Raw genomic sequence first — 25,906 nt, 5'->3', positions numbered from 1 at the left:
GCTTGCTCCTGCCCGGAACGACCCTTCGAGGATTCGAGCCATGACCCAGCCAGTGGCGGCGCCGACGGTGCGGACCACCTGCCCCTATTGCGGGGTCGGGTGCGGCGTGCTCGCGAGCCCGGACGGGCAGGGCGGCGCCACGATCGCTGGCGATGCCGAGCACCCGGCCAATTTCGGCCGCCTATGCTCGAAGGGCTCGGCGCTGGGCGAAACCCTGTCGCTGGAGAACCGCCTGCTCCACCCGCAGGTCGACGGCGCGCAGGTCTCGTGGGACGCGGCCCTCGACACGGTCACGGCGAAGCTGCGCGCGGTCGCCGCGGAGCACGGGCCGGACGCGATCGCCTTCTACCTCTCGGGCCAGCTCCTCACCGAGGATTACTACGTCGCCAACAAGCTCGCGAAGGGCTTCATCGGCACGCCGCACGTGGACACCAATTCGCGGCTGTGCATGTCGAGCGCGGTCGCGGCCCACCGCCGGGCCTTCGGCTCCGACACGGTGCCGGGCTGCTACGAGGATCTCGACGAGGCCGACCTGATCGTGCTGGTCGGCTCCAACACCGCGTGGTGCCACCCGATCCTGTTCCGCCGCATGGCCGACGCCAAGGAGCGCCGCGGAACCAGATTCGTGGTCATCGACCCCCGCCGGACCCAGACTGCGGAGGAATCCGACCTGTTCCTTGGCATCCGGCCGGGCACCGATACCGCCCTGTTCTCGGGCCTGCTGGTCTACCTGTCCGACAACGGTTTTCGCGATCGCGCCTTCGTCGACGCCCACACGGCCGGGCTCGACGGCGCCCTCGACCGCGCCCGCCAGATCGCACCGGATCTCGCGGCGGTCGCCGCCGTCACCGGCGTGCCGGAGGCCGACATCGCGGCCTTCTACGCCCTGTTCGCCGGGACCCGCCGGGTGGTCACGGCCTTCTCGCAGGGGGTCAATCAGTCGGCGCAGGGGACCGACAAGGGCAACAGCATCATCAACTGCCACCTCATCACCGGCCGCATCGGCGAGACCGGGATGGGGCCGTTCTCCCTGACCGGCCAGCCCAACGCCATGGGCGGGCGCGAGGTCGGGGGGCTGGCCAACATGCTGGCCGCCCACATGCACTTCACCCCGGAGGAGGTCGACCGGGTGCGCCGCTACTGGGGCGCCCCACGGATCATCACCGGCGAGGGCATGAAGGCGGTGGCGCTGTTTGAGGCGATCGACCGCGGCAAGATCAAGGCCCTCTGGGTGATGGGCACGAACCCGCTGGTCTCGATGCCGCGGGCCGACGCGATCCGCGAGTCGCTCGCCGGCCTCGACCTCTACGTGGTCTCCGAGGCGGTGGCGGATTCCGACACGGCCCGGGGATGCGGCAAGACCACCGTGCTTCTCCCCGCCCAGGCCTGGGGCGAGAAGGACGGCACGGTCACCAATTCCGAGCGCCGGATCTCGCGCCAGCGCCGCTTCCTCACGAGCCCCGGCGAGGCCCGGCCCGACTGGGCGGCGCTGGCGAATGTCGGCCGCCGCCTCGGCCACGGCCGGGCCTTCGCGTTCGATTCCGCTGCCGAGATCTTCCGCGAGCATGCCGGGCTCTCGGCCTACGAGAACAACGGCACCCGCGACTTCGACCTCGGCGCGCTCGCGGAGATCAGCGACGCCGCCTACGACGCGAGCCCGCCGGTGCAGTGGCCGATCCCGAAGCGCTCCGGCTTCCGGGGCGCCCCGCAGGGCAAGGCCAGGCTGTTCGGCGACGGCCGGTTCTACACCTTCGACCGGCGCGCCCGTTTCGTGGCGGTGCAGCCGCCCGCCCTCGCGCTCGCGGCCTCGACGGCGTTCCCGCTCATGCTCAACACCGGCCGGGTCCGCGACCACTGGCACACGATGACCCGAACCGGGAAGAGCCAGCGCCTGTCGGCACACCGGGCCGTCCCGTTCGTCGAGGTCCATCCGGACGACGCCGCGGCCCACGGCCTCGCGGAGGGCGACATCGCCCGGGTATCGACTGCGCACGGCAGGGCCGAGCTGGAGGTGACGGTCACCGACACGGTGGTGCCGGGCAGCCTGTTCATGCCGATGCACTGGAGCGGCGCCTTCGCGTCGCAGGCGCGGGTCGGCGCGCTGGTGCGCGGCATGCCCGACCCGGTCTCGGGTCAGCCCGAACTCAAGGCGACCCCCGCGGCCATCACGCCCGTCGGATACCGCGCCCGCGGCTTCCTGCTGACGCGCCGGCAGGTGGCGCTCCCCGACGGCTGGTGGTGGGCGCGCGCCGCGATCACCGGCGGCTGGGGCGCGCAATTCGCCACCGCCGACAGCTCCCGGGCGGTGGCGCTGATGGTGCGCGGGCTGATCCAGAGCGAAGCGCTGTCGGGCTGCGAATTGGCGGAATATGCCGACCACGCCCGCGACCGCTACCGCTGCGCGGTCTACGACGGCGACCGCCTCGTCGCCTGCCTCGCCTACGCGCCCGCCGCGGAGCGGCCGGACTGGGAGGCCGCCAAGGCCCTGTTCGCCGCCGAGGCGCCCGATGCCGCCGAGCGGCGGGCGCTGCTCTCGGGCCGTGCGGCCGCGGCGTCGGCGGGACCGGTGGTGTGCGCCTGCCACGGCGTCGGCGCCGACGTGATCGCCACGACGATCGCCGGGGGCGCCCCCTCCGTGGAGGCGGTGGGCGCCGCCTGCAAGGCCGGCACGAATTGCGGCTCGTGCATACCGGAGATCCGCAGGATGCTGGCCGGGCAAACCGCATGCGCCGCGTGATTTTCTGATACACTCGCCGCCGAGGACAGATCGGCTTCTCCTGCCAGATCACCTCATCCTGAGGTGCCTGCGTGAGCGGGCCTCGAAGGAGGGTTCCAGCCGGCCTCGTGATCCCTGGAGCCCTCCTTCGAGGCCTCCGCTGCGTTCTGGCACCTCAGGATGAGGGGCGTGGGCGGGACCAGTCAAATCAGGACGATTCAGGACAGGCCCGTGACCGAGACCCCCCTGCGCGCCGCCCGCGCCCCCCGCGAGACCAAGGCCGCCGGCCTGGAGCCGCTGGCGGTGCTGCCCGTCTTCGTGCCCCTGCGCGGCAAGCGCGTGGTTCTCGCCGGCTCGTCCGGGGGCGCCCCGTGGAAGGTGAAGGTGCTGGCCGCGGCCGGCGCCCATGTCGACGTCTACGCGCCCGAGCCCAGCGAGGAGCTGCGCGCCGTGCCGGGCGAGATCGTCGACGGGCAGGTGGTGCTGCACCAACGCACCTGGAGCCCGGACGATCTCTGGGGCGCGGCCTTCTGCATCGGCGCGATGGAGGACGAGGCCGAGTGCGTCGCCTTCGTGGTCGCGGCCCGCGGGGCCGGCGCCATCGTCAACGCGGTGGACCGGCCGCATCTCTGCGACGTGAAGTTCGGCGCCATCGTGAACCGCTCGCCGCTCGTGGTCGGCATCTCCACGGAGGGCGCCGCCCCGGTCTTCGGCCAGACCGTGCGCGCCCGGATCGAGGCGATGCTGCCCCGAGGCTTCGCCCGCTGGGTCGGCGCCGCCCGCGACTGGCGGGACGGCGTCACGGCCCGCTTCCACGGTTTCGCGGAGCGGCGCTTCTTCTGGGAGCGCTTCACAGACCGCGCCTTCGCGGAGCCCGACCGGGCGCCGTCGGACACGGACCTCGCCGAACTGCTCGGCGAGACCGAGGCCGCCCCGAAAGGCGGCGCGGTCTGGCTGGTGGGGGCCGGCCCAGGCGACGCGGAACTGCTGACGCTCAAGGCGCTTCGGGCGCTCCGCAACGCCGACGTGATCCTCTACGACGACCTCGTCGCCCCCGAGATCCTGGATTACGCCCGCCGCGAGGCCCGCACGATGCTGGTTGGCAAGACCGGCCACGGACCCTCCTGCCGCCAGGACGACATCAACGCGCTGATGGTGCAGCTCGCCCGCTCGGGCAAGCAGGTGGTGCGGCTGAAATCCGGCGACCCGCTGGTCTTCGGCCGGGCGGGCGAGGAGATCGAGGCCTGCCGGGTCGCCGGCATCCCCGTGACGGTGGTGCCGGGCGTCTCGGCCGCGCAGGGTGCGGCGGCGTCGCTCGGACTGTCCCTGACCCATCGCGACGCCGCGCGCCGGCTCCAGTTCGTCACCGGCCACGACCGCCGCGGGGCGCTCCCCGATGACCTGAACTGGGGGGCGCTCGCCGATCCCAGCGTCACCACGGTGGTCTACATGCCCAAGCGCACCCTCCGGGCGCTGCTGGCACGGGCGGTGGAGGAGGGACTGGCGCCGTCGACCCCGGCGCTCCTCGTGTTCAACGCCACCCGCCCGAACCAGCAGGCCCTGCGGGGCACGGCCGCCGACCTCGCCGACGCGGTGGAGGCGGCAGGTCTCGACGGGCCGGCGCTGCTGATGGTCGGGACGGCCTTCGCGGAAATGCGGGGCGCGGTGCCGGTGGACGCGGAGCAGAGCCGCATGGTGGTCTGACCGCAGAGCCTCCGCGCGTCTCTTGCGTCGCGACGATCCGAACCGACAGCCCGGCGGCCCGGGCTGAACCGAGCCACGTCGGTCAGGTCTCGCCGGCCACGAAGGCGCGCATCAGATAATTGGCAATCGCCATGGGCGGGGGGGCCTGGATGCCCTCGGGATGCGTGCCGTCGAGCATGGCGGCGACGTCGCCCCGGGTGAACCATCGGGCGTCCTCCAGCTCGTTCGGGTCGGTCACGATCGCCGCGTCGAGGGCCTCGGCCGCGCAGCCGAGCATCAGGGAGGACGGGAACGGCCAGGGCTGCGATGTCCGGTAGGTGACCGCGCCGACGCGGATCCGCGTCTCCTCGAAGACCTCGCGGCGGACCGCGTCCTCGATCGTCTCCCCGGGCTCCAGGAAGCCCGCGAGGCAGGAGAACATGTGCGGCCGGAAATGCGGCCCCCGCCCCAGGAGGCAGGTGTCGCCCCGGCGCACCAGCATGATCACCACGGGGTCGACCCGGGGAAAGTGGTGGGCGCTGCACTGCGGGCATTCCCGCCGGAAGCCGCCCGCCTTCGCCACGGTGGCGGTGCCGCAATTGGCGCAGAAGCCGTGACGAGCGTGCCAGTCGAGCATCGACTTGGCCACGGCCAAGAGGCCGAGTTCTTCGGCCTCCACGGCGGCTTCGGTGGCGATCGACCGCAGGTCGAGGGTCCGGGTCCGGTCGTCGGCGAACCGCTCCGCCGCCTCGGCGGGTGCGGCGGCAGCGAAGACAGGCTGCCCGTCCCGATGGCCGAGGAAGATGCGCGGGCCGGGCTCGAGGTCGGCCGCCGCCGCGGGCGCGATCAGCGCCGTCGGCCCGTGCAGGACGATCCGGTCGCCGCAGATCAGGACGAGGCGGGCGCCCGGCGCGTCGAAGGCGGGCACCGCCTCCTCGGGCTGCTCGGCCGAGTGGCGCTCGAGGCGGTTGCGGACGAAGCCCAGGGTGTCGCGGGGATCGGTCATGCGAGCGTCAGGCCGCGGAGAACAAGGCGCCGGCGCGCTCCAGGAGCTGGGCGCGGGCATGGGTCGGGTAGGGCGTGCGGGTCTCGAAGCCCCAGACGGGGCTCGGCCAGGCCGGATCCGAACGGAATCGGCCGACCACGTGGACGTGGAGCTGCGCCACGACATTGCCGAGGGCGCCGACATTCACCTTGTCGGGCCTCGACAACGTCTGCATCACACCCGTGGCGAGACGGATCTCCTGCCAGAGCGTGGCCGCGTCGGTCTCGGTGAGATCGGTGACCTCGCTGACGTCCGGACGGCGGGGCACCAGGATCAGCCACGGAAACCGGGCATCGTCCATCAGCAGCACGCGGCACAGGGAAAGGTCGCCGACTTCGACGGTGTCGGCGGCCAGGCGCGGATCGAGGGTGAAGGCGGACTCGGTCATCGCCCACCGATGTAGCGCAGCTTGCGCGTCCGCGCGCGGGTTCCCTGCGCCGTCGGTGACGCAGCGCGGCGATCGGCGCGGTCAGAGTCCCGGGACGACGCCCTGGCGTCCCACCGCGATCGTCCCGGCCACCAGGGCGCCACCCTCCGGCCCCGACCGCGCGAAGATCGTGACGGCAGCGCCCGGCTGGAGCATCGCCTTCTCGCCGGGGGAGAACTGGGTGACCGGCGTGCCCTCGGGGATCGCGAAGGACGCTTGGCCTCCGCCATAGGCGAGCGTCAGCCGCATCGGCGCCCCCCTCTGGAGGTCGGCGACCCATCCGGCCGACAGAATCGCCCCCTTCGCCGTGTCCCAGGGCTGGCTGCCCGCCTCGAAGCCCCGCTCGGAGGGCGAGTACAGCGTCACCGCCTGGGCCTGTCGCGGCTCGGAGCCGCCAGCGCCCAGAACGCTGACGTAGCTCTCGGGCTTGATGTTCCGCAGGGCGGCCCCGTTGACCGCGTAGATCCGGGTCCGCGGGCTCATCTGCACCGTGAGGGTGCTGCCGCTGGAACGGCGGATCTCCAGCCGCTCTGAATCGGCCGACACCACGACGCCGCGGAACCGGACCGTCATCGGCTCGGCCCGCGCGGCGGGACCGGCTGCGACCGCCAGGACGCCGGCGAGGAAGAGACGTCTCACGAGGCTCGTCACGGGGCTCCTCTACAATCGGTCCGCCATCCGGGTGCGGGAGCCGAACGCCAGGGGCCGGCACCGGTTCCCGGCGCGGTCGCGGTCCGGCGCCCGGTCGGCTCAGTGGGCCATCAGAACCGGCATGTCGGCATGGGCCAGGACGTGGCTGGTGACGCCGCCGAAGATCATCTGGCGCAGGCGGCTCTGAGTGTACGCGCCCTTGATCAGCAGGTCGCAGCCGAAGGCCTTGGCCTCGGCCAGGAACGTCTCACCCGGAACCCGCCGGCCCGCCGGCAGGGCGCGATACGAAGCGTCCACGCCCTCGCAGGCCAGCGCCTGGGCCAGATCCTGAGCGGTCGGTCCCGGCACCATGCCGCCCTCGACGCTGAGAACCAGGACCCGTTCCGCCCGCCGCAGGAACGGCATCGCGAAGGCCACCGCCCGGGCGGTCTCGGTGGAGCCGTTCCACGCGATGATGATCGCGTCGCCGAGGCTCGTCGGCGCCGTAGGGGGCGCCAGCAGGATCGGCCGGCCGCTCTCGAACAGGGCCGTCTCGAAGGTGGTCATGCGCGGAGCGTTGTCGGTGGTGCCCGGGCGCCCGACCACTGTGGCCGAGAACAGCCGCGCATACTGGCCCAGGAACGCGTCGCCGGTGGGCACGTCCTGCCGCCAGCGGTAGCGCGGACCGGCATCCGGCACGCGGTCCGGTATGCAGAGACCGTCCCGAGCGTGACGGGGGATGCCGGCCCCGTCCATGAAGGCGACGAAGCGCCCGCCCGCCTCCTCGGCCTCGGCGCGGTCGGCCTCCTCGTCGCGCAGCCACGTCATGCCGCCAACCATGTCGACGGGCACGTATTCGGCCAGCGCCGGGCGCAGCGAAACGCCCTCGATCAGACTTCCGAAGCGCGTCGCCGCCAGCCGCGTCGTCTCGAAGACGGAGGGCAGAGCATCGTGCATCGCGACGGGTACGAGCAGGGTCTTCATGGTGGCCTCTTCCTCGGGCTCGCGAAGCTAATCCGCCCGGCCGCCCGGTGGAACCGGGGCGGGCGCGGCGCGCACACGGTTTTGCGGTTCGCCCGGATCGAGCTGGGCGCGGACCGTCGCGGTCAGCGGCCGCTCTACCCAGCGGTGGACCACGCTCGCGGCCACGGCGCTGCCCGCGAGCATCAGGGCCATGCCGCCCCAGGGGTGCAGGTCCGAGGCGAGCCCGAAGCGGACCAGCCCTTCGCGCACCAGCCGGAGGGCGAAGGGATGCACGAGATAGAGCGCGTAGGACGCGTCGCCGAGGCTGACGAGCCCCCGGATCGCGGCGGGCAGCCGCGCAACCTCAGTGGCCCCACGCGCCGGCCCGAGGGCGGCCGCCACCAAGAGGACGGCCGGCACCCCGACGAGGAGAGGCCGCAGGAACCCGGCAGCCTCGCCCTGGCCGTCGAGGACCCGCGCGGCCAGGACCAGCCCGACGCCCCCAAGGATCGAGAGGCCGACCCGCAGGACGGCCTTCGGCCGGAATCCTTCCCGGTAGGCGAGGGCGAGGCCGGCGCCGGCGGCGAATTCGAGCACGATCGGATCGGCCCAGAAGCGCAGGGCCACCGGGAGGCCGGACACGAGGGCGCCGGCGGCCACGAGCAGGACCAGGGCCGCGCACAGAAACGCGACGGCGCCACGCCGGCCGAATCCGAGCCCGAAGGCGAAGAGTGCGTAGAAGAACGCCTCGTAGTTCAGCGTCCAGCCCAGTCCGTAGAGCGGCTGGACGGAGCCGTCTGGGCGTGCCGCCGGCCAGAACAGGAATCCGGCGACGAGGGCGCCGGGATCGCGGGCCAGGGCCGCCGCATCGCCGAGCAGGTCCGGTCGCGCCAGGGCGAGGGCGAGATAGACAAAGCTCACCAGCCAGTAGAGGGGAACGACCCGGGCGATCCGGTGGGCGAGGAAACGGGCACGTCCACCCGGCATACCGGCCAGCCGGCCGCCGGCATGGACGATGACGAAGCCGGAGATGACGAAGAACAGATCGACCCCGCCCCACCAGGGGACGAGCGTCGAAGGGTCCAGCCCGGGACCGGCACCGCGCTGGGCGAGCAGCCCGGCCTCGTGCCGCGCATGATGCCACGCCACCATCAGGGCGGCGGCGGCGCGCAGGATTTGGATCGCGACGAAAATCACCGGAAGCCCCGGAACCGCGCGGACGACGCCGCGATGCCGGCGCGACGGCCTCGGCTGCCGGCCGCGCAGTGGGCGATCCGGGCGGCCAACCCGTGCCGCCGGCGGCTCATCGCCGGGCCGGACGCCGGTCCGGAACCCCATGGCCCGAGGCAAAAATGACAGGAACCATAAGGCCATGGCCTCGTTGACGCACCAATTCGCGAACGCGCCGGCGCCGAGTGTCTAGCCCTGCGCATACGGCGTCCCCGAACAGTTCGCGCGTCCATTTCGATGAGAGGTCCCGATGCTGAAGAACTACGCTGCCGCGTCCGCACTCGTCCTGGCGCTGTCGACCCCCGCCCTCGCGCAGAGCGCCAACGACTTCCGCCTTCAGTCGATGCAGGCGAACGCGTTCGAGATCCAGTCCTCGCAGATCGCCCTGTCCAAGTCGCGCAATCCGAAGGTCCGCTCCTACGCCCAGGCCGTGCTGCGTGACCACCGCGCCGCCAACGTCGCCCTCGCCGGTGGCCAGATGAACGGCGTGGCCGGCGAGCCGGGCCTCGGCGGTCTGGTCACCGCGCCGCTCGCTGTGGCGGGCAGTGCCGTGGGCGCGGGCGTCGGTGCCGCGACCGGCGTGGTCGGCGGCACCCTGGCGGGTGGTCCCGTCGGCGGCCTCGAGGGCGCCGGTGCCGGGGCTGCGAACGGCGCGGCGGCGGGCGGCCGTCTCGGCCGCGGCGACGGGATGGCCACGGGCGCCTCGACCATCGTCCCGCCGAGCCCCGAGCAGCAGGCGATGCTGTCCGAACTGTCCGCGGCCCCGGCCGGCCCGCGCTTCGATCGGCTGTACGCCAGCCAGCAGCTCCAGGCGCATCAGATGACCATCGCGATGACGCAGGCCTACGCCCAGGGTGGCCCGAACCCGGCCCTGCGCAACTACGCCCAGCAGGCCCTGCCGGCGCTGCAGATGCATTACAACCAGGCCCAGCGCCTGCCGGGCGCGATGTAAGTCGTCGGCACCCGGTTGATGGGCGGCTCGGCTTCGGCCGGGCCGAAAGGCGGGGGGCGCGAGCCCGCCGCCTTTTTCGTGTCGGGAGAGCCCGCGGCCCGGGTCCGGGATCGCGCGGATCGGAACCGGGAGGGCCGGTTCCGATCCGCGGCGTCAGCGCCGCTCGCTCACTCGCAGGCGATGGCGGCCACCGAGCGGACCGCCAGTCCGGCGGTGTCGATCGGCGCCTTGAACTCGCCGGACTGCGGATCGCGCACCAGCAGGGAGCCGCTGGCCACGCCGAAATGGGCGCCGTGGATCTCCAGCCGGCCGCTATCGACCCGCTCCTTCACGAACGGGAAGGTCAACAGGTTCTCCATGCTCTGGACGACCACGGCGTGTTCCAGCCGGGTCAGATAGCCCGGTGCTTCGGGATCGCCGGCCTTGTCCTCGGCCTGACCGACGAGCGAGACCCATTTCCCGATGAAGTCGCCGGGCGAGAGCGGCTTGGCCTTGTTGGCGTAGGCCTTGATGCCGCCGCAGGTAGCATGACCGAGCACCACGATGTGCTTCACCTCGAGAGCCTGGACGGCGAATTCCAGAGCCGCCGAGGTGCCGTGATACTGGCCGTCGGGCTGGTAGACCGGCACGAGGTTGGCGACGTTGCGGATCGTGAACAGCTCGCCCGGCCCGGCATTGAAGATCGCGCTCGGGGACACCCGGCTGTCGCAGCAGCTGATGACCAGGATTTCCGGGTTCTGACTGGACGCGAGTTGCGCGAAGCGCCGCCGCTCGGTCGGGAAGCGGTCGAGCAGGAAGGACCGGTAGCCTTCGGTCAGGTAAACGGGGAACATCACGTCGTCTCCAGTTAGACAATCCCGCGTCGGCGGGGGTGAACTCAAGGTTCGCGCCAAGCAAGAACGCGTGGCTGTGTCGGAATAGTCCCGCTCGCGAGCTCGGCCGCAAGGTCGGCGAGGCCGGCCGGCTCGACGCGCTCGCCGCTGGCGCGGAGTTCCGCGAGGGGCCACCAGCGCGTTCCGATCAGCGGGTTGTCCTCGGTCTCGGCGAGGCGGCTCGTATCGACCCGGTCGTCGGGCAGGCGGACCAGGAAGTAGCGCTCCCGGGCGTCCCGCGACTGTCGGAACAGGTGGAACGGGCCGTCGCAGGCGGCGACCTGCGGGCCGATCGTGACGTCGGGACGGCCGATCTCCTCCTCCAGCTCCCGGCGGCAGGCCGTGACGTGGTCCTCGCCGGGCTCCAGACCGCCGCCGGGCATGAACCAGAAGCGCAGCGGCGCGCCGTCCGGCTCCTTCGCGTGCACCGACGTGTAGGCGATGAGCAGGATGCGGTCCTGCGGATCGAGGACGATCGCGCGGGCGATGTGACGGACGGGAAGGGGGTTGTCGGCACTCATGCAGCCAGAGCTAGAGCGGATGCCCGGGCACGGACACTGGCTCCGCGCAAAACAGCACGGTTCCGCTGCCGATCGGCGGCGCACGGCGCTACCGCGCTGCGTGCGCCGCGCTCTCCCCGGTCCCGCCGAGCGCCGGTGCCCAGATCACCACGGGTAGCCCGTAGGCGTCCTCGTCCGGCGGATCCGGCAGCGGTACGGCTCGTCCCAGGAGGATGTCGCGGGCCACCACCAGCGCGGCCAGAGCATCGAGGTGGTCGTTCTCCGGAACGCCCTTCACCCGTGTCGCGATCAGCGGGGCCGGCAGGCCCGCCGCCGCGAGGAGCGTCCGCCGGAGGTCCAGCCCCGCCCGGGCGCGGGCGCCCTTCTTGGGCAGCCCGAGGGGGTGGCCGCCGTTGAGGGCATGGAAGGCGACCTCGGGATGGACCTCGTGGACCCGCCCGCGCACCTCCGGCCGCTCCCGCAGCAGCGTGTCGACCGCGCGGACATAGGGGAAGATGTTGTAGCCCTGGATCGAGGGGGCGAAGGGCGGATCGCTGGCAGCGCGCGAAGCGGCCTTGGCGGCCGCGTAGTCTGGGGCGTAGACGGCAGCCCGCGGCGGCATCGGGAAGACCGACGACCGCGCCGCTCCGAGCCGGGCACGCGCCGCCCGGTCGGCGGCCCGGCCGCCGCCGCGGATCCGGTCGGGCAGCCCGATGGGCACGTCGATCCCGACGCAGCGCGGCTGCTCGGGTGCGTCGAGGAGCGCAGCCAGGTCCGGGAACAGGGCGCAGCGGTGCCGGCCGGGATCATCGAGGTCGATCAGCGCCCCCGCCCAGGCACCCTGGCAGCCGTCCAGCCCCGCGATCCACCGCCCCATGCCGCTCCTCACTGTCGCCCGCGCCGCAGAACGCCGTCCGGATCCTTGCCCGCCTGCCCGCGGAGAGCTATCCGCGACGCGGCGGGCGCCGCCGCCCCGGGAGAAGCGTGATGAGCGAGATCCGTCCCCGCCGCAGCGTGCTGGCGATGCCCGGCTCCAACGCCCGGGCACTGGAAAAGGCACGGTCGCTGCCGGCCGACGTCATCCTGATCGACCTGGAGGACGGCACCGCGCCCGAGGCCAGGGCGGCGGCGCGCGTACAGGTCGCCGCCGCGGTGGCGGCGCGCGGCTTCGGCCCCCGCGAGGTGGTGGTGCGGATCAACCCGCCCGAGACCGAGGATGGCGAGGCGGATCTCACGGCGCTGGCCACGGCCGCGCCGGACGCGATCCTGGTCCCGAAGGTGCGCAGTTCCGACACGCTGATCGCCGTCGGCTCCCGGCTGCGCCGGCTCGGCGCGCCGCAGGCGACCCGGGTCTGGGCGATGATCGAGACGCCCATGGCGGTGGTGAACGCCGCCGAGATCGCTGGGGCGGCCCGGGACGTGGACGGTCGGCTCGCCGCCTTTGTGATCGGCCCCAACGACCTGCTGAAGGCCGCGCGTATCCGGCCCCCGGGACGGGCGGCCCTCGTGCCGTGGCTCATGACGGTGCTGGCTGCGGCCCGGGCCTACGAGATCGAGGCGATCGACGGCGTATTCACCGACCTGCGCGACGCGCCGGGGTTCGACGCCGAGTGCCGGCAGGGGCGCGACCTCGGCTTCGACGGCAAGATGCTGATCCATCCGAGCCAGATCGACCCGGCCAACGCCGCCTTCGGGCCGGAGGCCGACGAGATCGCGCAGGCGCGGCGCGTGGTCGACGCCTTCGCGGCGCCGGAGAACCGCGAGCGGGGCGTCATCGCCCTCGACGGGCAGATGGTCGAGCGCCTCCACGTCGAGTCCGCCCGGCGCACCCTGGCCCTGGCCGAGGCGATCGGGCGGCTCGGCGCGTGAGCGATCTGCCGGAAGTCGGCCTGCAACTGCTCGACCCGCGGTTGCCCGAGTGGGGCTTCCCGCGTTGGGGCTCGTCGGCCGCCGCGGGCCTCGACCTGCATGCCTGCCTCGACGCGCCGCTTGTGCTGCAACCCCAGGCCAAGCCGGTGCTGATTCCGGCGGGGTTCAGCGTCCTGATCCGCGATCCCGCGTGGTGCGGGCTGATCTTTCCCCGTTCGGGGCGCGGGCACCGCGAGGGCTTGGTGCTCGGCAACGGCACCGGCGTCATCGACGCGGATTACGAAGGGCCGCTGATGGTCTCCGCCTGGAACCGCGACGCTTCCGAGCCCGTCCGGATCGAGCCGGGCGAGCGGATCGCGCAGCTCGTCTTCACGCGGATCACCCGACCGGTGCTGACCGTGCTGAAGGGCGAGGCGGCCCCCGCCTCGGGGCGCGGGTCGGGCGGGTTCGGGTCGAGCGGGCGGTAGCTGGGTATCCGTCAGTCCAGCGTCTTGCCGAGCCGCCCGGCCAGGTCCTGGATGAACTGGAAGGCGGTCCGGCCCGAGCGCGAGCCGCGCGTGGTGGACCATTCCAGCGATTCGGCGCGCAGCTGCTCCGGCGGCACGGCGAGGCCGTGGCGGTCGGCATAGGCGCGGATCATCGCGAGATACTCGTCCTGGCTGCACTTGTGGAAGCCGAGCCACAGGCCGAACCGGTCGGACAGCGAGACCTTCTCCTCCACGGCCTCGCCGGGATTGATCGCCGTGGAGCGCTCGTTCTCCACCATGTCGCGGGCCAGCAGGTGCCGTCGGTTGGAGGTGGCGTAGAACAGCACGTTGTTCGGCCGGCCCTCGATGCCGCCGTCCAGCGCGGTCTTGAGCGACTTGTACGAGGTGTCGTCCGCGTCGAAGGAGAGATCGTCGCAGTAGACGAGCCAGCGGTGCGGGTCCGGGCGCAGCAGGGCCATCAGGTCGGGCAGCGCCTCGATGTCCTCGCGGTGGATCTCCACGAGCTTCATCGGCCGGCTGCCGGCGGGCCGGCGGGCGTTGATCTCGGCATGGGCCGCCTTGACCAGCGAGGACTTGCCCATGCCGCGGGCGCCCCACAGCAGGGCGTTGTTGGCCGGCAGGCCGCGGGCGAAGCGCTCGGTGTTCTCGACCAGGATGTCGCGCGCCCGGTCGATGCCGGTGAGCAGGCCCATCTCCACTCGCGCCACCTCCGGCACCGGGGTCAGACGGCGCTCGGGACCCCACAGGAAGGCGTCCGCGGCGGCGGGATCGAAGGCCGGCGGGGCGGTCGGCGCGGCCCGCTCCAGCGCTGTGGCGATGCGCTCCAGAAGAGGCATCAGGGTATCCAGGGTCGCGGGGCTCGTCATCGGATCGGGGGGTTCGCGTTCGGATCGGTCAGGCAGCCGGTTCTACGGACATCGCCCGGGGAAATCATCCGTCTCCCGACGCAGGGCGCGGGCTTTCCGAACGCGAACCCGGATCGGGCGTTGGACATCGCGGCAGGTCGAGGCGCAGGGCCGCCGGAGGGCATCGATGGAAGCGGGACCGACGATCCGGATCACCCAGGTCGCCGATTACATCTTCACGGTGGATTTCAGCGCGGCGCTGCCGGCGCTCATCACCGACGAGGCACCGCCGATCGGCGGCGGGACCGGCCCCTTCCCGGAACAGCTGCTGATCTCCGGCGTCGCGAACTGCCTGTGCGCCAGCCTCGTCTTCGCCCTCGGCAAGTTCCGGCAGGACGGGCAGGGCGTGTCCGCCGAGGCCTCCTGCCGGGTGGAGCGCAACGGGGAGGGGCGCCTCCGCATCACCGGGATCGACGTGCGCATCCGCCTCGGCGCGGCGGTGGTCGAGATGCCGCGGATCGACCGGGTGCTGGACCAGTTCGAGCGGTTCTGCACCGTCTCGGAGAGCGTGAAGGCCGGGATACCGGTGGCCGTCTCGGTGGCCGACCGCGACGGCACGCGCCTGAAATGACCGGCGGTCGGGGAAAGATCGGCCGTCCGGCGCATTGCCGCACCATCGGCCGGCCGCCGAGGCCAAACGAGGAGACGCTATGTCGGACGAGATGCGAGAGACCGCCCGCGCCCCCGAAGCGCTTGCCGCCCTGTTCAACCGACGCGCCAATGCCGGCGACGTCGAGGGGCTCGTCGCGCTGTACGAGCCGGACGCGGTTCTGGCGGCGGGCCGCGTCGTCGCCACGGGCCATGCCGAGATCCGGAGCTTCTACACCGACCTGCTGGCGCGGAAATCCGATTTCCCGGCCCCGGAGACGCTGYCGCCCCTGCGCAACGGCGCGCTGGCCATGACCTTCGCGCGGTTGCCCAACGGCGCATTCTCGGTGGAGGTCGCCCGGGAGCAGGCGGACGGGACTTGGCTCTGGGCGATCGACCAGCTCAAGCTGGCGCCGCCGAAGGCGTAACCGGCGGCACGGGATCCCAGCCGCGCTTGTCCCACCGGGCGCGATGCGGCAAAGCGAGCCCGCGCGCTCGACGCTGCGCAGAAGACCCGAGCCGACTCGATGCACGACATCCGCGCCATCCGGGAGAACCCGGACGCCTTCGACCACGATCTCCAACGCCGCGGCCTCGCGCCGCTCTCGGCCACGCTGATCGACCTCGACGAGGCGCGCAAGGCGTCGGTCTCGGCCGCGCAGGCCAACCAGGAGCGGCGCAACGCGCTGGCCAAGGAGATCGGCGGTGCCAAGAAGGCCAAGGACGAAGAGCGTGCCGCCGCCCTGATGGCCGAGGTCGCGACGCTGAAGGGAGCCGAGCCGGAACTGAAGGCCGCGCAGGACGCGGCCGACAAGGCCCTGGCCGACCGCCTCGCCGCGATCCCGAACCGGCCGAAGGCCGACGTGCCGGAAGGCGCGGACGAACACGGCAACGTCGTCTACCGCAGTCACGCAGCGACGCGCGAAAGGCTGACCGAGGGCCGCGAGCATTTCGAACTCGGCGAGGCCGCCGGGCTGATGGATTTCGAGGCGGCGGCCCGGCTGTCGGGCTCACGCTTCGTGGTTCTCAAAGGCCAGCTCGCCCGTCTGGAGCGGGCGCTGGGCCAGTTCATGCTCGACCTGCACACGCAGGAGCACGGATATCTCGAGGTGGCGCCGCCCATCCTGGTGCGCGACGCCGCCATGTTCGGCACCGCGCAGCTGCCGAAGTTCGAGGACGACCAGTTCTCGGTGTTCAAGGGGCTAGATGCCGTCAAGGCGCGGGACTCCGATGCGGACCCGGCTTCGGGCAATACCGAGAAATTCTGGCTCGTCCCCACCGCCGAAGTGCCGCTGACGAACCTCGTCCGCGAGTCGATCCTCCGCGAGGAGGAACTCCCCCTGCGCTTCACCGCGCTGACGCCCTGCTTCCGGGCCGAGGCCGGGGCGGCGGGGCGCGACACCCGTGGCATGCTGCGCCAACACCAGTTCAACAAGGTCGAGCTGGTCTCGATCACCACGCCCGAGGAATCCGCCAACGAGCACGAGCGGATGCTCACCTGCGCCGAGGCGGTGCTGAAGAAGCTCGACCTGCCCTACCGGGTGATGACCCTCTGCACCGGAGACATGGGCTTCGCCTCGCAGAAGACCTACGACATCGAGGTCTGGGTGCCGGGCCAGCGCACCCACCGCGAGATCTCCTCGTGTTCCGTGTGCGGCGACTTCCAGGCCCGGCGGATGAACGCCCGCTACCGGGGCAAGGACGGCAAGCCGGCCTATGTCCACACCCTCAACGGCTCGGGCGTCGCGGTCGGCCGCGCGCTCATCGCCGTGATGGAGAACTACCAGAACCCGGACGGGAGCCTCACGATCCCGTCGGTGCTCCACCCCTACATGGGCGGGCTCAACCGGATCGAGGGCACCCGCTGATGCGTATCCTGGTCACCAACGACGACGGCATCCACGCGCCGGGCCTCGCCACCCTGGAGGAGATCGCCCGGGAACTCTCGGACGACGTCTGGGTCGTGGCGCCGGAGAGCGACCAGTCCGGCGTGTCGCACTCGCTCTCGCTCAACGACCCGCTGCGGCTGCGGCAGGTCTCGGAGCAGCGCTTCGCCGTGAAGGGCACGCCGTCGGATTGCGTGATCCTGGGCGTGCGCCACATCCTGGGCGACCACGGGCCGGACCTCGTCCTGTCGGGGGTCAACCGCGGCCAGAACGTCGCCGAGGACGTGACCTATTCGGGCACGATCGCGGCCGCCATGGAGGGAACGATCCTCGGCATCCGCTCCATCGCGATGAGTCAGGCCTATGGGGCCGGCGGCCGCGGCAATCTCAAATGGGACTGCGCCCGGACCCATGGGGCGCGGGTCGTCCGCAAGATCCTGGAGACCGGGATCGAGCCGGGCATCCTGGTCAACGTGAATTTTCCGGATTGCGAGCCGGCCGACGTGCAGGGCATCGCGGTGGCCGCGCAGGGCTTCCGCAACCAGGCGCTGCTGTCGATCGACGCGCGGGTCGACGGACGCGGCAACCCGTATTTCTGGCTGGCCTTCGCCAAGGCTCGGTTCGAGCCGGGCCACGGCTCGGATCTGAAGGCCATCGCCGAGAAGCGGATCTCGGTCACGCCCCTGCGCCTCGACCTCACCGACGAGCCGACGCTGACGCGATTCGCGCAGGCCTTCGCCGAGTGATCGATCTGGGCAGCCTGGAGGCGGCTGCCGGCAACGCGGCCTTCGTGATGGCGCTCCGGGGGCGGGGCCTTCGGGACACTGCGGTTTTGCGGGCCATGGAGCAGGTGCCGCGGGAGGCCTTCGCGCCGCCGCAGTACCGGGAGCACGCCAGGCGGGACATCGCGCTGCCGCTGTCCTGCGGGGCATCCATGACGGCGCCGTCGACTGTGGCGGTGATGCTGGCGCTGCTGCGGGTCGAGCGGGGCCAGCGGGTGCTGGAGATCGGCACCGGATCGGGCTACGCGACGGCGCTGCTTGCCCGGCTCGGGGCCGGCGCGGTGCTCAGCCTCGAGCGCTACGCGACCCTCGCCGGCGAGGCGACGCGGCGGCTCGCGGCCCTCGCGGAGGTCCATGTCGTCCGGGCGGACGGGCTGGGCGCGGACCTGCCGGATGGCGGATTCGACCGGATCCTCGTGCAGGGCAGTGTGCAGGCGATTCCGCCGCACTGGCGCGCGGCGCTCGAGCCCGGCGGGCGGCTCGTGACGGGACTGATCCGCGACGGGCTCTGCCGGATCGCCACTCTGGCATCGCCGGAGGCCGAGCTCGAGCCCGGTGCGGCGGCCCGTCTTCCAGGACTGACCCCCGGGCTGGCGCGGGTGCTCTGAGGGCAGCGGGACCGGCGGCGCCGTCTGCACGTCGCCGCCTCGGGCCTTTTCCGGCATGCGGGCGGCCGGGCGCGGGCAAAGCCCAACGGTACCGTTCGGGTCCCGGCCGCTATCCCAACCGCCGCGACGCGCGCCAAAGGCGCCACATCCTCCGCCAGCGCGGAAGCTCGATGAGCGTGTTGAGCGGATCGTAGCTCGCCCGCTCCATGGCGGCGAGGTAGGGCTCCACCAACGCCACGGGGAGGAAGGCGGCCCCGGCCGAGGGCGCGATGGTCGGGCGGGCCGCCTCGAAGGCCTTGAGGTGCTGCCGGGCAAGCCCCCGCAGGTCGGCGCAGGCCCGGCGCAGGCCCGGGCCGCCGCGCCCCGTGACGATGTCCTCGCGGGTGACACCGTAGCGGCCGAGGATGTCGGCAGGCAGGTAGACCTGACCCGAGCGGGCATGCCAGGGCAGGGCGCGCAGCAATCCGGTGATCCCGTAGGCCACGCCGGCATGGCCGGCCGCGCCCGCACCCCCCGGCTCTGTGCCGGTGCCGATCACGAGGCTCGCCAGCCGGAGCAGGGCCGAGGCGGTCTCGCCGCAATAGCCCTCCAGATCGTTCACCCGGGGCATCGGGTCCTCGTAGAGGTCGAAGACGCGGGCGTCGATCAGGTCGACGAAGGGCTGGCGCCCGAGCCGGTTCACCCGGATCGCCTCCTCCAGGGCGGCCGCCACCGGATTGGCGCGCACGTCGCCCCGGGCTTCCCCCTGGAGTGCGTCGCGCCACCATTGCAGGCGGATCTCGCCGGCCATCGGGTTCGAGGCGGCCTCGCGCACCCGTGCGATGGTCAAGCTGAAGGCGTAAAGGGCGAACAGATGCGGGCGGGCCGCCGCCGGCGCGAACAGGGTCGCGTAGTAGCGGTCCGGGTCGCCGGCCCGCACGAGATCCTCGCAATGGGATTGCGCGAAGGGGAGCCCGGTCTCCGCCGTCCTGCCATCGGCCTCCGGCATCAGGCCACCGCGATCAGGGCAGCCGCGACCTTGCGGTTCTCGGCCACCAGGATGTTGTAGGTGCGGGCCGCAGCTCCGGTCTGCATGACGTCGAGGCCGACCCCGAAATCCTTGAGCCAGCCCCGCAGGGCTGGGTCGATCGCCGCGATGTCGAGGCCGGTCCCGACGAGCAGGAGCTCGATCCCCGCCGCCTCGGCCTGGACCGGGCGAAGTGCCGTACGGTCGATCGCTCTGGGCTCCATCACCTCCCAGGCGCGCACACCCGATGGCAGGAGCAGGATCGAGCCGCGGTGGGACATTCCGGCGAAGCGGAAGCCGCCATTGCCGTAGGTGTCGATGATGTGGCGCCCCGGCACGAACCCGGATTCGAAACCCTTGGAAGTCTCCGGCTCGGCCATAACGTGAAAAAACTACTCCGCCGCCTGCGGGACACCGGAACGCTCGGCCGCCGCGCGGGCGCCGGAGAGCATCAGGCCCAGATAGATCAACACCGGCGTCGAGATGAAGATCGCCGAATAGGTGCAGATCACGACGCCGCAGAGCATCACCACGGCGAAGCCCTTGATCGCCTCGCCGCCGAACAGCACCAGCGCCAGCAGCGACAGGGATGACGAGATCGAGGTCATCACGGTCCGCGACATCGTGGAGTTGATCGACAGGTTGAGCAGGTCGACGGTCGGGATCGTCTTATAGCGGCGCATGAGCTCGCGGGTCCGGTCGAACACCACGACGGTCTCGTTCAGCGAGTAGCCCACGATGGTGAGGATCGCGGCGATCGAGGTCATGTTGAATTCGATGCGGGTGATGATGAACACGCCCACCGTCAGCACGATGTCGTGGAGCGTGCCGACGATCGCGCCCAGCGCCAGCTCCCGCTCGAACCGGAACCACAGATAGAGCAGCACCGCCACGACCGAGAGCACGACGCCGAGGGTCCCGGACTGCACGAGTTCGCCCGAGACGCGCGGGCCGACGGTCTCGGTGCGGCGGAAGTCGTAATCCTTGTCGAAGGCGGCGTGCGCCTTGTTCATCACCGCGGTCTGGCCCTGTTCGCCGGGCTGGAGCGGCAGGCGCACCAGCACGGTGCCCTGGTTGCCGAGTTCCTGCACCTCCGGCTCGCCGAAGCCGAAGCCCGCGGCGGTATGGCGGATCGACGCCACATCCGCGGTGCCCGACTTCGCCTGCAGCTCCACCAGGGTACCGCCCTTGAAGTCGATGCCGAAATTCAGCCCGATGGTCAGGAACAGCGCCACCGTGGCGAGCGAGAGCAGCGCCGAGAGCGGGAAAGTGAAGCGCCGGAATCGCATGAAGTCGAAATGCGATTCATCGGGCCAGAGGCGGAGCAGGCGCATGGTCGTGTCTCTTCTACGGGAGCCGCGACGCGAGAAGCCGAGGCGCAGGTCCCCTCTCCCGTGCGGGAGAGGGACAGGGTGAGGGGCGTGCCCTATCCGGATGGGTCGCATCCCTCACCCCAACCCTCTTCCACACGGGAGAGGGGGTCCGTCGCGCCGCCAGCGCTTCCTTCGTCGACCCTCCAAAACTTCAGAACGGCAGGGCCTTCGGCCGGAAGGTCTTGTACCACACCGCGATCATCATGCGGGTCAGCGTCACCGCGGTGATGACCGTCGTCAGGATGCCGAGGATGAAGACCACGGCGAACCCCTTCACCGGGCCCGAGCCGAGGAAGAACAGGATCAAGGCGGCGATCGCCATGGTCGAGTTCGAGTCGATGATCGTGGCGAACGCCCGGTCGAAGCCCGCCTGCAGGGCCGAGATCAGCGAGCGGCCGGCATGGCTTTCCTCGCGCATGCGCTCGTAGATCAGCACGTTCGAGTCCACCGCGGTTCCGATGGTCAGCACGATGCCGGCGATGCCCGGGAGCGTCATGGTCGCCTCCAGCACCGACATCAGGCCCAGGATGAGGCCGACGTGGACCATCAGCGCGATGTTGGCGATGAAGCCGAAGGTCCCGTAGGTCGCGAACATGAAGGCCACCACGAGGCCCGCAGCGACGAGGGTTGCGAGCTTGCCGGCCTCGATGGAGTCGCGACCGAGGCCCGGGCCGACGACGCGGCGCTCGACCACGGTGAACTTCGCGGGCAGCGCACCGGCCCGGAGCAGGACCGACAGGTCGTTGGCCTGCTGGACCGTGAAGTTGCCGGTGATCTGGCCCGAGCCGCCGGTGATTGCCGAGCGGATCACGGGGGCGGAGACCACCTCGTTGTCGAGCACGATCGCCATGCGCCGGCCGACGTTCTCGGAGGTCGCCTGCCCGAAGCGCTGCGCGCCGCGCAGGTTGAACTTGAAGCTCACCATCGGCTCGTGGGACTGCTGGTCGAAGGAGGGCTGCGCATCGGTCAGCTCGCCGCCATCGGCCATCACCCGGCGCTCGACCGGGACCTTGGCGCCCTTCTCGTCCTTCGACGGCAGCATGTCGACGTCGCCCGACGGGCTGTCGGCGAGCATGCGGAACTCGAGCTTGGCGGTGGAGCCGAGGAGGCGCTCGAGCCGCTCGGGATTCTGTTCGCCCGGAACCTGGATCAGGATCCGGTCGGCGCCCTGCTGCTGGATCGACGGCTCGGTGGTGCCGGTGGAGTCGAGGCGGCGCCGGATGACCTCGATGCCCTGGCTCACGGCCCGGCGGGTGCGGTCGGTGATGCCGGCATCGGTGAGCGTCAGGCGGATCACGCCGCCGGGCTGCTCGGCGATGTCGAGGGTCCGGGCGGCGGTCTGGCCCAGCGAGGTGGTGATCGGCAGCGCCAGCTCCTGCAGCTTCGGCAGGACCTTGGCCCGGGCCGCATCGTCCGCGACCTTCACCTGGACGCCGCGCTGGAGCAGGCCGATGCCGCCGTCGGCGCGGACGTTCTCCTGCTGGAGAACCCGGCGCACATCATCGCGCAGGGCCTTGGCCTGGGACGCGATCAGCTCGTTCTGGTCGACCTCGAGCAGGAGTTGCGAGCCGCCCTGCAAATCGAGACCGAGCACGATGGCCCGCGTCGGCACGACCCAGCTGGGAAACCAGGAGGGCAGGCTGGCGACGAAGCCCTTGCGCTGCTCGGGCGAGAAGAAGCTCGGCACGGCGAGCATCAGCCCCACCAGGATCAAGCCTAGTGTCGCGATGATCTTCGCACGGGAGAAGCGCAGCATCGGCCGTCTGTTTCTCTTTTGGGCCGGCGCTCGGCGCCGGCCGGTTCAACCGGGACGTCAGGCGGCTTTCACCGTGCCCTTGGCGCGGACCTCGGAGATCATCGTCCGGACCACCCGCACGCGGATGTTCGGGGCGATCTCGACCTCGATCTCAGGCTGGTCGTCCGACGCCTTGGTCACGCGCCCGACGATGCCGCCGTTGGTGACCACCGTGTCGTCCCGGCGCACGGACTTGAGCAGCGCCTGGTGGTCCTTGACCCGCTTCTGTTGCGGTCGCAGGATCAGGAAGTACATGATCACGAAGATCAGGACGAACGGGACCACCTGAAAGGCGATCTCCGCTCCGCCAGCGGCCGTAGCGGCCCCTTGCGCGAAGGCGGGGGTGATCAACGAGCGTCTCCTGCAAATGGCGAACGAGCCTGCCGCCGGTTTTCGGCATGGACAGACCGGTCGAAAAGCGCGCGGACTATAGCCAGGGGCTTCCCGAAAGCAACGCCGAAGCGACGCGCCCCTGCGCCGTCCCTACAGCAGCGAGCGGACCGCCGCCGCGAAGGCCTCCGGTGCTTCCTGGGGAAAGTTGTGGCCCACCCCCGCGACGATCTCACGCCGATACGGGCCGGTGAAGTGACGGGCATCCGTGTCGGTCTCGGGTGGCGGCCCGACACCGTCGTCGGCGCCGAGGAGCACGATGGACGGGACGGTGATGTCCGGCTGCGCGGCGAGCCGCGCCTCGGTCTCCACCAGCGCCGCATCGCTCGGGACGAGCCCGAAGCGGTGGCGGTAGGAATGGATCACGACGTCGACGAAGTCGGGGTTGTCGAAGGATTGCGCGGTCTCGGCGAATGTCGCGGCCTCGAAGCCCCAGGTCGGCGACCAGAGCTGCCAGAGCAGGCGGCAGAAGGCGTCCCGGTTCGCCCCGAGACCGGCGCGCCCGCGTTCGCCGTGGAGGTAGTACTGATACCAGAGCCGATGCTCGGTCTCCGGCGCGACGGGCCGCCCGGCAGCCGGGATGTTCTGGATGTTGTAGCCGACGCCGCAGCTCACGAGCCCCGTGGCCCGGCTCGGCCAGAGCGCGGCGACCACGCAGGCGGCCCGGCCGCCCCAATCGTAGCCGGCCAGCACGGCGCGCTCGATGGCGAGGGCGTCCAGGAAGGCCAGGAGGTCGGCCCCGAGGGCCGCCTGCTCGCCGGAGCGCGGGGTCGCCGGATTCAGGAACCGCGTCGGCCCATAGCCGCGCAGGTACGGAACGAGGCAGCGCACGCCGGTTTCAGCGAGCAGCGCCGCGGAGGCCGTGCAGGCGTGGACATCGTACGGGAAACCGTGGAGCAGCACCGCGGGCGGCCCGTCCGCCGGCCCGATCTCCCGATAGGCGACGTCCAGCACGCCGGCATGCACGCGCTTCATCGAAGGCTCCCGCGATTCCCGGGCACGGACCTTACCCGTTCCGTCGCGCAATTGCCGCACGTGCTTGCCGATCCCGGCCGGCGCCCGATTTTCCGTGCGACGAAGAAGCGCGACGGTGAAGAGTGATGGGCCTGCTCGACGATGCGAAGAACCTGATCGGCGATGTTGTCGCGGCGGCCGATCGAGCCTTCGAAGAGGCCGGCAGCGGCAAAATCGCCATGGCCCTGGCGAAGTTCTATCCGGGCGGCTTGGCAGCCTTCCTCGACAGGCTGCGCGCCGACGGACACGGCGCCGCCGTCGAGTCGTGGCTCGCGTCAGGTGAGCGGCAGACGGTGCCGGCGACCGCAGTCGCGGCCTGCCTGCCGGAAGGCGTGACCGAGCGCCTCGCCTACGATCTCGGGGTTCCGGAGCCGCGCGTCGCCACGGCGCTGGCCGAGTTTCTGCCCGCCGCGGTCGCGGACCAGAGCGAGAACGGGGCGCTGAAGCCGCAGCCGAACTTCAGCACGCAGGTGCGCTGAGCGTCCGGGCCTCAGGGGGCGGCGCATTTCATCAGGGGCGGCGCAGTCGCGCAGCTCAGGTAGCAGCTCTGCCTCGCGAAGCAGAACCACGTCAACGTGCCGCTCTTCAGACAGGCGCCGCCGCAATGTCGATATGCGCCGTAGAGCGGCCGGACGAAGACGGCATCCGAGAGGACGCGCTCATCAGCGGCCCGGGTGGTCTCGTTGACCGGCAGCGCCTTCGCCGCGCCGGCCGTCACCAGGAGCACGAGACACAGCGCCAGGGATCTCATGACCGCCAACCGGGGAACGACGTCCAGGGCGGCATACCGGGCCAACGGCCGGGCGCTGTCGAGTAAATTGCGGTTCACGCGAGCCCGCCGCAGGCGGCCGGCCTCTCCCTCTTCCCGATCGGCGCCCTAAAATGCCGGAAGACCGATTGTCTGACGGGAGGCCCATATGAGTCTGCTCAATTCCCTCGGCGGCTCGCTGGGGCAGATGGCCCTCAAGGCGTTGCCGGGCGTGATCCAGCAGGTCTTACCGGGTGGCCTCAACGCACTCCTCGATCAGCTTCGGCGATCCGGCTACGAGAACCAGGTCAATTCCTGGCTCGGGCGCGGGCCGAACGAGCCGATCACCGCGGACGACCTGCGCAAGGTCCTCGACAACGAGCAGGTCCGCCATGTTCAGTCCCGAGGTGAGATGGGTTGGGTCGTATCTGAACCGGCCTGGGTCGTCTGCCCAGGCTCGGCAGGTCGCTTCGTATGGCGTGAGGCCGCGTAGGGTCTTGAGCCGCCGGGCGAAGTTGTAGGCATCCAGGAAAGCGGCGAGGTGTTCCCGCAGTTGGTCGTGGCTGTCGTAGTGGTAGCGCTTGACGGTCGCGTCCTTGAGGGTCCGGTTCATGCGCTCGACCTGGCCATTGGTCCACGGGTGGTTTGGCTTGGTGAGCCGATGCTCGATGTCGTGCGCCCGGCAGATCTGGTCGAAGCGGTTGACGCGGTACAGGGCGGTCGGGCCGCGGCGGTTCTTGGGCAGCTCGGCGAACTGGATGCCGTTGTCGGTCAGGATGATATGCGGGCGGTAAGGACAGGCCTCGATGAGTGCCTCCAGGAAGGCGCAGGCCACGGGCCGATCAGCGCGTTCGTGCAGCTGGGCGAAGGCGTATTTGGACGTCCTGTCGATGGCTACCCAAAGGTACAGCTTGCCTTCGCCGGTGCGAACCTCCGCGATGTCGATGTGGAAGAAGCCGATCGGGTAGGCCTTGAACGCTTGCTTGCCGGGCTTGTCGCCGCCGACCTCGGGTAACCGGCTGATCCCATGGCGCTGCAGACAACGATGCAGTGATGATCGGGTCAGGTGCGGGATGGTGGCTTGAAGTGCATAGAGGCAATCGTCCAGCGGCAGCAGCGTGTACCGGCGGAAGGCGACGATCACCGCCTCTTCCTCTGTCGTAAGCACGGTAGAGCGCGGCGTCTTCGGTCCCATCGCCGCGTCATGCACGAAGGCTCGCTTACGCCACTTCGCGACTGTCTTGGGGTTCAGTCCATGCTGGGCGGCAAGATCTTTGAGCGGAGCTTTCGATCGCTGTAGCGTTGCTCTGACCGCGTGCGTGGTCGTGGCGCAGCCGTGAAGAACCTGTCCCATAACGCCTCCCGGTGTGCGGCGGTTACAGCTAAATTGATGCCACCACACCGCGGGACTGCACACCACACCGCGGGACTGCACA

At 71.3% G+C, this 25,906-nt stretch carries 28 protein-coding genes and 1 pseudogene; 12 read left to right on the top strand and 17 right to left on the bottom strand.

Annotation, left to right across the window (positions count from 1 at the left end; genetic code table 11):
- Positions 1-40: 40 nt before the first annotated feature.
- Complete coding sequence (locus ACXJKQ_RS06145; protein ID WP_457104881.1) at positions 41-2,737, top strand: nitrate reductase; 2,697 nt, start codon at positions 41-43, stop codon at positions 2,735-2,737.
- 210 nt (positions 2,738-2,947) lie between these two features.
- On the top strand, positions 2,948-4,420 hold the full coding sequence (gene cysG, locus ACXJKQ_RS06140) for a siroheme synthase CysG (protein ID WP_457104880.1): 1,473 nt from the start codon (positions 2,948-2,950) through the stop codon (positions 4,418-4,420).
- An 82-nt stretch (positions 4,421-4,502) separates the two neighbouring features.
- Here the strand turns inward: cysG and nudC are convergent, their stop codons facing one another.
- The 5 genes from nudC to ACXJKQ_RS06115 form a co-directional block, all read right to left on the bottom strand.
- Complete coding sequence (gene nudC, locus ACXJKQ_RS06135) at positions 4,503-5,405, bottom strand: NAD(+) diphosphatase (protein WP_457104879.1); 903 nt, start codon at positions 5,403-5,405, stop codon at positions 4,503-4,505.
- Positions 5,406-5,412: 7 nt separating this feature from the next.
- Entirely contained in the window at positions 5,413-5,832 is a 420-nt protein-coding gene (locus ACXJKQ_RS06130) for an HIT domain-containing protein (protein ID WP_457104878.1), read from the bottom strand.
- A gap of 81 nt (positions 5,833-5,913) precedes the next feature.
- Positions 5,914-6,510, bottom strand: coding sequence for a hypothetical protein (locus ACXJKQ_RS06125; protein ID WP_457104877.1), 597 nt, complete (start codon positions 6,508-6,510; stop codon positions 5,914-5,916).
- Between the two features lie 111 nt (positions 6,511-6,621).
- Entirely contained in the window at positions 6,622-7,485 is an 864-nt protein-coding gene (locus ACXJKQ_RS06120) for a universal stress protein (protein WP_457104876.1), read from the bottom strand.
- 27 nt (positions 7,486-7,512) lie between these two features.
- Complete coding sequence (locus tag ACXJKQ_RS06115; RefSeq protein WP_457104875.1) at positions 7,513-8,661, bottom strand: acyltransferase family protein; 1,149 nt, start codon at positions 8,659-8,661, stop codon at positions 7,513-7,515.
- 283 nt (positions 8,662-8,944) lie between these two features.
- On the opposite strand from ACXJKQ_RS06115, the gene ACXJKQ_RS06110 reads away from it, so the two are divergent.
- Positions 8,945-9,646, top strand: coding sequence for a DUF4142 domain-containing protein (locus ACXJKQ_RS06110; RefSeq protein ID WP_457104874.1), 702 nt, complete (start codon positions 8,945-8,947; stop codon positions 9,644-9,646).
- A gap of 167 nt (positions 9,647-9,813) precedes the next feature.
- Here the strand turns inward: ACXJKQ_RS06110 and ACXJKQ_RS06105 are convergent, their stop codons facing one another.
- The 3 genes from ACXJKQ_RS06105 to ACXJKQ_RS06095 form a co-directional block, all read right to left on the bottom strand.
- Positions 9,814-10,479, bottom strand: coding sequence for a carbonic anhydrase (locus tag ACXJKQ_RS06105; RefSeq protein ID WP_457104973.1), 666 nt, complete (start codon positions 10,477-10,479; stop codon positions 9,814-9,816).
- Positions 10,480-10,523: 44 nt separating this feature from the next.
- Complete coding sequence (locus tag ACXJKQ_RS06100; protein WP_457104873.1) at positions 10,524-11,039, bottom strand: NUDIX hydrolase; 516 nt, start codon at positions 11,037-11,039, stop codon at positions 10,524-10,526.
- Positions 11,040-11,127: 88 nt separating this feature from the next.
- On the bottom strand, positions 11,128-11,895 hold the full coding sequence (locus tag ACXJKQ_RS06095) for a DUF429 domain-containing protein (RefSeq protein WP_457104872.1): 768 nt from the start codon (positions 11,893-11,895) through the stop codon (positions 11,128-11,130).
- Between the two features lie 110 nt (positions 11,896-12,005).
- Between ACXJKQ_RS06095 and ACXJKQ_RS06090 the strand changes: the two genes are divergently transcribed.
- Together ACXJKQ_RS06090 and dut are read left to right on the top strand one after the other, a co-directional pair.
- Positions 12,006-12,887 carry an HpcH/HpaI aldolase/citrate lyase family protein gene (locus ACXJKQ_RS06090; RefSeq protein ID WP_457104871.1) on the top strand — a complete coding sequence of 294 codons (882 nt, stop codon included), beginning with the start codon at positions 12,006-12,008 and terminating at the stop codon, positions 12,885-12,887.
- Positions 12,884-13,354 carry a dUTP diphosphatase gene (gene dut, locus ACXJKQ_RS06085; protein ID WP_457104870.1) on the top strand — a complete coding sequence of 157 codons (471 nt, stop codon included), beginning with the start codon at positions 12,884-12,886 and terminating at the stop codon, positions 13,352-13,354. Before ACXJKQ_RS06090 ends, dut begins: the two co-directional genes overlap by 4 nt.
- Before the next feature lie 11 nt (positions 13,355-13,365).
- Here dut and ACXJKQ_RS06080 read toward each other — a convergent pair whose 3' ends face one another.
- Positions 13,366-14,241: an ATP-binding protein gene (locus ACXJKQ_RS06080; RefSeq protein ID WP_457104869.1), complete on the bottom strand. Its 876-nt coding sequence runs from the start codon at positions 14,239-14,241 to the stop codon at positions 13,366-13,368.
- A gap of 166 nt (positions 14,242-14,407) precedes the next feature.
- Between ACXJKQ_RS06080 and ACXJKQ_RS06075 the strand changes: the two genes are divergently transcribed.
- From ACXJKQ_RS06075 to ACXJKQ_RS06055, 5 genes are all read left to right on the top strand, one after another.
- A complete protein-coding gene (locus tag ACXJKQ_RS06075) occupies positions 14,408-14,851 on the top strand; it encodes an OsmC family protein (RefSeq protein WP_457104868.1) in 444 nt (147 codons plus the stop codon).
- Between the two features lie 79 nt (positions 14,852-14,930).
- Complete coding sequence (locus ACXJKQ_RS06070; RefSeq protein WP_457104867.1) at positions 14,931-15,296, top strand: YybH family protein; 366 nt, start codon at positions 14,931-14,933, stop codon at positions 15,294-15,296.
- Between the two features lie 99 nt (positions 15,297-15,395).
- Complete coding sequence (gene serS, locus ACXJKQ_RS06065) at positions 15,396-16,736, top strand: serine--tRNA ligase (protein ID WP_457104866.1); 1,341 nt, start codon at positions 15,396-15,398, stop codon at positions 16,734-16,736.
- Positions 16,736-17,500, top strand: a complete 765-nt coding sequence (gene surE / locus ACXJKQ_RS06060; protein WP_457104865.1) for a 5'/3'-nucleotidase SurE — start codon at positions 16,736-16,738, stop codon at positions 17,498-17,500. Before serS ends, surE begins: the two co-directional genes overlap by 1 nt.
- A complete protein-coding gene (locus ACXJKQ_RS06055; protein WP_457104864.1) occupies positions 17,497-18,144 on the top strand; it encodes a protein-L-isoaspartate O-methyltransferase family protein in 648 nt (215 codons plus the stop codon). The genes surE and ACXJKQ_RS06055 overlap by 4 nt, the downstream gene beginning before the upstream one ends.
- A gap of 109 nt (positions 18,145-18,253) precedes the next feature.
- On the opposite strand, the gene ACXJKQ_RS06050 is transcribed toward ACXJKQ_RS06055, so the two are convergent.
- The 6 genes from ACXJKQ_RS06050 to ACXJKQ_RS06025 form a co-directional block, all read right to left on the bottom strand.
- Positions 18,254-19,132 (bottom strand): phytoene/squalene synthase family protein, encoded by an 879-nt coding sequence (locus ACXJKQ_RS06050; protein ID WP_457104863.1) that lies wholly within the window; start codon positions 19,130-19,132, stop codon positions 18,254-18,256.
- The gene (locus tag ACXJKQ_RS06045) at positions 19,132-19,530 is read right to left on the bottom strand and encodes an Mth938-like domain-containing protein (RefSeq protein WP_457104862.1); all 399 of its coding nucleotides are present in this window, start codon (positions 19,528-19,530) and stop codon (positions 19,132-19,134) included. Before ACXJKQ_RS06045 ends, ACXJKQ_RS06050 begins: the two co-directional genes overlap by 1 nt.
- A gap of 12 nt (positions 19,531-19,542) precedes the next feature.
- A complete protein-coding gene (gene secF, locus ACXJKQ_RS06040; RefSeq protein WP_457104861.1) occupies positions 19,543-20,484 on the bottom strand; it encodes a protein translocase subunit SecF in 942 nt (313 codons plus the stop codon).
- A gap of 190 nt (positions 20,485-20,674) precedes the next feature.
- Positions 20,675-22,279 (bottom strand): protein translocase subunit SecD, encoded by a 1,605-nt coding sequence (gene secD / locus ACXJKQ_RS06035; RefSeq protein ID WP_457104860.1) that lies wholly within the window; start codon positions 22,277-22,279, stop codon positions 20,675-20,677.
- Positions 22,280-22,336: 57 nt separating this feature from the next.
- Complete coding sequence (gene yajC / locus ACXJKQ_RS06030) at positions 22,337-22,669, bottom strand: preprotein translocase subunit YajC (RefSeq protein ID WP_457104859.1); 333 nt, start codon at positions 22,667-22,669, stop codon at positions 22,337-22,339.
- Positions 22,670-22,801: 132 nt separating this feature from the next.
- Complete coding sequence (locus ACXJKQ_RS06025) at positions 22,802-23,683, bottom strand: alpha/beta fold hydrolase (protein ID WP_457104858.1); 882 nt, start codon at positions 23,681-23,683, stop codon at positions 22,802-22,804.
- 125 nt (positions 23,684-23,808) lie between these two features.
- Here ACXJKQ_RS06025 and ACXJKQ_RS06020 point away from each other — a divergent pair, with 125 nt between their 5' ends.
- The gene (locus tag ACXJKQ_RS06020) at positions 23,809-24,201 is read left to right on the top strand and encodes a YidB family protein (RefSeq protein ID WP_457104857.1); all 393 of its coding nucleotides are present in this window, start codon (positions 23,809-23,811) and stop codon (positions 24,199-24,201) included.
- Between the two features lie 11 nt (positions 24,202-24,212).
- On the opposite strand, the gene ACXJKQ_RS06015 is transcribed toward ACXJKQ_RS06020, so the two are convergent.
- Entirely contained in the window at positions 24,213-24,473 is a 261-nt protein-coding gene (locus ACXJKQ_RS06015; RefSeq protein WP_457104856.1) for a hypothetical protein, read from the bottom strand.
- Between the two features lie 166 nt (positions 24,474-24,639).
- Between ACXJKQ_RS06015 and ACXJKQ_RS06010 the strand changes: the two genes are divergently transcribed.
- The gene (locus tag ACXJKQ_RS06010) at positions 24,640-24,963 is read left to right on the top strand and encodes a YidB family protein (protein ID WP_457104855.1); all 324 of its coding nucleotides are present in this window, start codon (positions 24,640-24,642) and stop codon (positions 24,961-24,963) included.
- Here the strand turns inward: ACXJKQ_RS06010 and ACXJKQ_RS06005 are convergent.
- Positions 24,865-25,824, bottom strand: a pseudogene (locus ACXJKQ_RS06005) (IS481 family transposase); the annotation flags it as partial. The gene ACXJKQ_RS06010 and the pseudogene ACXJKQ_RS06005 sit on opposite strands and share 99 nt — an antisense overlap.
- Positions 25,825-25,906 lie beyond the last annotated feature (82 nt).

The organism is Methylobacterium sp. P5_C11 (assembly GCF_054049775.1).
Note: the sequence above shows the minus strand (reverse complement) of the source record. Positions and strands in the feature narration are given on the sequence as shown.

Excerpts from the sequence above, each read along its gene's own strand:
- ACXJKQ_RS06145 (WP_457104881.1), top strand. The coding sequence starts at position 41 with ATGACCCAGCCAGTGGCGGCGCCGACGGTGCGGACCACCTGCCCCTAT.
- nudC (WP_457104879.1), bottom strand. The coding sequence starts at position 5,405 with ATGACCGATCCCCGCGACACCCTGGGCTTCGTCCGCAACCGCCTCGAG.
- ACXJKQ_RS06130 (WP_457104878.1), bottom strand. The coding sequence starts at position 5,832 with ATGACCGAGTCCGCCTTCACCCTCGATCCGCGCCTGGCCGCCGACACC.
- ACXJKQ_RS06120 (WP_457104876.1), bottom strand. The coding sequence starts at position 7,485 with ATGAAGACCCTGCTCGTACCCGTCGCGATGCACGATGCTCTGCCCTCC.
- ACXJKQ_RS06110 (WP_457104874.1), top strand. The coding sequence starts at position 8,945 with ATGCTGAAGAACTACGCTGCCGCGTCCGCACTCGTCCTGGCGCTGTCG.
- ACXJKQ_RS06105 (WP_457104973.1), bottom strand. The coding sequence starts at position 10,479 with ATGTTCCCCGTTTACCTGACCGAAGGCTACCGGTCCTTCCTGCTCGAC.
- ACXJKQ_RS06100 (WP_457104873.1), bottom strand. The coding sequence starts at position 11,039 with ATGAGTGCCGACAACCCCCTTCCCGTCCGTCACATCGCCCGCGCGATC.
- ACXJKQ_RS06095 (WP_457104872.1), bottom strand. The coding sequence starts at position 11,895 with ATGGGGCGGTGGATCGCGGGGCTGGACGGCTGCCAGGGTGCCTGGGCG.
- ACXJKQ_RS06090 (WP_457104871.1), top strand. The coding sequence starts at position 12,006 with ATGAGCGAGATCCGTCCCCGCCGCAGCGTGCTGGCGATGCCCGGCTCC.
- ACXJKQ_RS06080 (WP_457104869.1), bottom strand. The coding sequence starts at position 14,241 with ATGACGAGCCCCGCGACCCTGGATACCCTGATGCCTCTTCTGGAGCGC.
- ACXJKQ_RS06075 (WP_457104868.1), top strand. The coding sequence starts at position 14,408 with ATGGAAGCGGGACCGACGATCCGGATCACCCAGGTCGCCGATTACATC.
- serS (WP_457104866.1), top strand. The coding sequence starts at position 15,396 with ATGCACGACATCCGCGCCATCCGGGAGAACCCGGACGCCTTCGACCAC.
- surE (WP_457104865.1), top strand. The coding sequence starts at position 16,736 with ATGCGTATCCTGGTCACCAACGACGACGGCATCCACGCGCCGGGCCTC.
- ACXJKQ_RS06050 (WP_457104863.1), bottom strand. The coding sequence starts at position 19,132 with ATGCCGGAGGCCGATGGCAGGACGGCGGAGACCGGGCTCCCCTTCGCG.
- ACXJKQ_RS06045 (WP_457104862.1), bottom strand. The coding sequence starts at position 19,530 with ATGGCCGAGCCGGAGACTTCCAAGGGTTTCGAATCCGGGTTCGTGCCG.
- secF (WP_457104861.1), bottom strand. The coding sequence starts at position 20,484 with ATGCGCCTGCTCCGCCTCTGGCCCGATGAATCGCATTTCGACTTCATG.
- secD (WP_457104860.1), bottom strand. The coding sequence starts at position 22,279 with ATGCTGCGCTTCTCCCGTGCGAAGATCATCGCGACACTAGGCTTGATC.
- ACXJKQ_RS06025 (WP_457104858.1), bottom strand. The coding sequence starts at position 23,683 with ATGAAGCGCGTGCATGCCGGCGTGCTGGACGTCGCCTATCGGGAGATC.
- ACXJKQ_RS06020 (WP_457104857.1), top strand. The coding sequence starts at position 23,809 with ATGGGCCTGCTCGACGATGCGAAGAACCTGATCGGCGATGTTGTCGCG.
- ACXJKQ_RS06015 (WP_457104856.1), bottom strand. The coding sequence starts at position 24,473 with ATGAGATCCCTGGCGCTGTGTCTCGTGCTCCTGGTGACGGCCGGCGCG.
- ACXJKQ_RS06010 (WP_457104855.1), top strand. The coding sequence starts at position 24,640 with ATGAGTCTGCTCAATTCCCTCGGCGGCTCGCTGGGGCAGATGGCCCTC.